This is a genomic window from Microbispora sp. ZYX-F-249 (assembly GCF_039649665.1).
Taxonomy (GTDB): Bacteria; Actinomycetota; Actinomycetes; order Streptosporangiales; family Streptosporangiaceae; genus Microbispora; species Microbispora maris.
The window spans coordinates 1-3,834 of the sequence record NZ_JBDJAW010000106.1 but is presented as its reverse complement, the minus strand read 5'-3'; the positions used below and the strand labels follow the sequence as shown (position 1 = coordinate 3,834).

The window sequence follows — 3,834 nt, the reverse complement described above, 5'->3', positions numbered from 1 at the left end:
TCGTCATCGGCCACCCCCCGCAGCAGCGGATCCAAAATCCGCCGGTCATGCGAGGTCGTGCTGACATGGAGCCGCAGCGGGATCACGAAGAACGAACGGTCGTCAGGCTCGATCGTCAACCATGGAACGGCATCCGGATGACGCGGATCGGGTGAGTCTCTCCCCCGCGCGTCCGCGAAGTATCCGGCGATCACATAGAGGCCGTCCTCCGCCCCGAGCTCGGCGAGCACCCGGTGATGACGATCCAGGATGATTTCGTACTCGTCTTCGGTCTCGGCATACCGCTTGGACTCGGGAAGACTGTGGAAGCGGACCCAGCGGTCGGCATGCCGGTCGCGCAGTTCGTAAGCGATCGGGTCTCCACCCCACCGCGTTCGCCACGCAGCGGTGAGCGACTCCACCTCGTCGTCCGTCACGACCATCCCCATCTGGAAGGCAGCGGCCAGCGTATTCTCAGCCGCAGGAGAACGATAGATCCGACCAGGAGGCGCGCGGCACGGTGTGCCCGCTGCCGTACGGCCAGTGGGCCGACACCTGCCCCGTTCGGGTCACCCAGCAGTGGCTCGACGTGCTCACTTCGCGTGGCGCCCGGACGGCGGTTCTTCGCGACGTCGACCGCAACGGCCGCTTTCGGGACCGGCTCACCGCTCAGTCCATCGATCTGCGCGTCAAGGTGGCCGCCGAGGCCGCCGGCCTGGACGACCCGGGCAGCTACTCCGCGCACTTGCTCCGCGCCGGCGGCGCGGCGGCCGCTGGCCGTTCCATGCTGGCCATCGCTCGGCATGGCCGCTGGGTTGAGACCTCGCCCATCGTCCACGGCTACGTCCGGGCAGCTGACATGTGGCGCGACAACCCCATGCGCGGACTCGGTGTGTGATTGCGGGAACGTCGGCACGAGCGGTAGAGGTCTCAGCAGAACATGAGGGAGACGCCCTGCCGGATGCACACCTGCATGACTTCGATGAGGTCTTGTCCCCGTTCCGCGTACGCCTGCCAGTGTTCCGACGGCTTAGTACGCCAAGACGAGATGATCTCCGATAGGCGAGGTAACACCTGGGCGCATTCAGCCGCCGTCAGATCACCACTGTCGTCCGGATGATTTAGTAGGGGAGCGAGGCTTGTCTCCACCGTGTCCCATGAGCGGTCACCGCCAAATCCGACCATCGAATCGAGGTCGACCCCCTCTGCTGTCGCCAGTTCCCTTCGGAAGTGGCCGAACCAGGTGCACGACCAGCTCACGTTACAGGTGACATCGTCGTTAGCTGGAGTGAGTATCACGCCCACTCGAACACCCCCTACATCGCACTATCAGGAGATAGTGCCACGAGGAGATCTCTGAGTCATGACTGGCTCGCGGTTGTAGCTGGAAGCATGGGTCCGAAAGGCGACGAGGCCGGGGCACTCTCGGAGCACACGCGCCCGGAAAACGCTGACAAGCGATTGGCACGGATCGAAGTGTTTTCGCACGTCGCTGAGGGTGTCGAGGCTGTCCGCCCAGATCACAAGCACGCGAAACTAGAACCCGGCCTACAGGCCGACTCGTCCACCCTATCTCGCCCGAGCTGGGCCTTCTCTCGCGCAGAGCCGCATAAGCGTCTATCGTCAGGCCTCGGATAGCCACCGGCGCGGGTGTTCCCGGTCCCAGCTGGCATGGGCGGTCTACTCGAACTCCTTTGAGTAGTTCCACCGAACGTTCTGCCGCCGCGGACCAGTCCGCACCATCTGGCGCCGGAACAGGCGGATACGACGGACATCGACGCTGGTGAACTCTCCGCGGCACATGTCCCAGCCCAGATGTCTACAAGACCCGGGCAACAGGGCGCAGCGACATAGCTCGGGGCCGAGGGGAACCACCCGACTTGGGCCGAGTTGTCCCGACGCCTGTGCCAGCATAAGCGCTTATGGCTGAGCTGCTGATCACCGTCGAAGACATCTTCCAGCGCAGATATGGACGCTACCTGCTCGCTGACGCCGATGGTCCGACCATCGACACAGAGGATGCGCGGCTCTTGGGCGGCGAATTATGCTCCACCACTAGGAACCTGATGCTTATCGAGTCCATCGCAAGGCGCGACGACGTGATGGAACTGATGAGGGGGAGGTTCGTCTTCGAGGTCTGGACTGCTGAGCCACCACCCACGCCGAGCGATGTTTGGGATAAGCAGATCGTCGTTCAGTTTCGGGCGACCTCGGGGGTCGTCCATCTCGAGGACGATGACGAAGTGGCGAGTCCGCTTCAGGTCGACTTGGGCGCGCGTGCCATGCACTGGCGGGTCAGGTTGTCGGCTCGCGAGGTCGAAATGAATCCCGAAGATGTTGAGTACTTCGAGTTGGGGGCCGAGGAGTACGAGGCCGAAGTCTTTCTCCTGCAGTTTTGGCCTGACCGTCACTGAGAACAGAGAGGCGCTCGCACAACTCGGGACACCCTACCGTCCCCGCTTGATTCAATGAACTCTGAATTCCGAATAATGTATCTTATCGGAAATCAACTTCGAGGATCTCGAGGTACATCCGACATGCGCGGCGAAGTGGAGCCAGAACCGGCCATCGAGGGACGTATCGTCCCGCGACCCCTGGACCTCGCCGCGGTGGAGGAGATCCTCAGCGACGAGGCCGCCGAACTGCTTCAGCAGGCCCGCTCGGGCAACACCCACCGGGCCTACGCCGGAGACTGGGCGAGGTTCTGCGAGTGGTGCGCCGCCAACGGCGCGTCTCCGCTGCCGGCCACCACCACGACGGTCCTCAACTACATCGCCCACCTCACCATGGGCCGGGCCCCCGCCACGGTCGAACGCGCCGTCTCGGCGATCCTGTCGATCCACACCGACACCGCCGCCGAACGGCCGAACACCCGGCCCATCCGCGACGCCCTGCGCGCCTACCGCAAGCTGCGGGCCAAGGCCGGCTTCCGGCCGCGACGCTCGCTGCCCATCACCATCGAGATTCTGCGCGCGATGATCGAGGCCCAGCCGGAAGACACCTCCACCGGACAGCGCAACCGGGCCATCCTGACCGTCGGATACGCGGCGATGACCCACCGGATCGAGCTGCACAACCTGAACATCGAAGACCTCACCTTCCTGCGGGAAGGGCTGGAGGTCTTCATCGCGATGTCGAAGACCGACCGCGACGCCCGCGGCGTCAGCGTGCCGCTGCCCTACGGCTCCCACCCTGGCACCTGCCCCGTGCGCGTGGAGTCGGCATGGCTGGAGATCCTCGCCGAGCGCGGCATCACCAGCGGGCCGGTGTTCCGCGCAATCGACAAGCACGGCCGCATCGCGGGCGCGATCAGCGACGACGGCGCACCCGTACGACGAGCCGGCCGCGGCGACGGCATCCACATGACCCCCGAGGCGATCAACCTGGTCGTGAAGGAAGCCGCACGAGCAGCCGACCCGCCGCACGCTGACCGCTACTCCGCTCACGGCCTGCGCGGCTGCGGGGCCACAGACGCAGCCGACGCAGGCGCGACCATGTCGGGAATCTGGCAGCACGGCCGCTGGTCGGAGAAGTCCCCGGTGATGATGCAGTACATCCGCCACCGCGACAAATGGAAGAACAACCCTATGCGCGTGGGCCTCAGAACGGGACGACGGCTGAGCGCACAGAGTGATGCTGGTGCGGCCGCTCCATGCTGCTCACATCCCGGCTCTCCAATGGCTCAAGTCCTCGCTAATCGCGCCCGTGACATCCGGCAGTGACATGCGGCGTGACAGCTTGCGCCACCGGCGCGACTCCGGCCGGAGCAGTCACCAGCTCCGGGAAGTGCGTCCATGAAATAACTGAGGCCAGTGGCTGTCTCTTGATCGCTACCAGGCGTACAGGCGACGGGTC

At 64.9% G+C, this 3,834-nt stretch carries 5 protein-coding genes; 3 read left to right on the top strand and 2 right to left on the bottom strand.

The annotated features are described in order from the left end of the window. Positions 1 to 416, bottom strand: a 416-nt coding sequence (locus tag AAH991_RS39855) for a DUF3885 domain-containing protein (RefSeq protein ID WP_346231147.1), incomplete at its 3' end; no start/stop codon positions are given. 83 nt (positions 417 to 499) lie between these two features. Here AAH991_RS39855 and AAH991_RS39850 point away from each other — a divergent pair. Beyond that, on the top strand, positions 500 to 877 hold the full coding sequence (locus tag AAH991_RS39850) for a site-specific integrase (RefSeq protein WP_346231146.1): 378 nt from the start codon (positions 500 to 502) through the stop codon (positions 875 to 877). A 32-nt stretch (positions 878 to 909) separates the two neighbouring features. Here AAH991_RS39850 and AAH991_RS39845 read toward each other — a convergent pair whose 3' ends face one another. After that, on the bottom strand, positions 910 to 1,284 hold the full coding sequence (locus tag AAH991_RS39845; RefSeq protein WP_346231145.1) for a hypothetical protein: 375 nt from the start codon (positions 1,282 to 1,284) through the stop codon (positions 910 to 912). A 617-nt stretch (positions 1,285 to 1,901) separates the two neighbouring features. Here AAH991_RS39845 and AAH991_RS39840 point away from each other — a divergent pair. Then, entirely contained in the window at positions 1,902 to 2,393 is a 492-nt protein-coding gene (locus tag AAH991_RS39840) for a hypothetical protein (RefSeq protein ID WP_346231144.1), read from the top strand. Between the two features lie 123 nt (positions 2,394 to 2,516). Then, positions 2,517 to 3,701: a site-specific integrase gene (locus tag AAH991_RS39835; protein ID WP_346231143.1), complete on the top strand. Its 1,185-nt coding sequence runs from the start codon at positions 2,517 to 2,519 to the stop codon at positions 3,699 to 3,701. The last annotated feature ends 133 nt before the right edge of the window (positions 3,702 to 3,834 follow it).

Excerpts from the sequence above, each read along its gene's own strand:
- AAH991_RS39840 (WP_346231144.1), top strand. The coding sequence starts at position 1,902 with ATGGCTGAGCTGCTGATCACCGTCGAAGACATCTTCCAGCGCAGATAT.
- AAH991_RS39835 (WP_346231143.1), top strand. The coding sequence starts at position 2,517 with ATGCGCGGCGAAGTGGAGCCAGAACCGGCCATCGAGGGACGTATCGTC.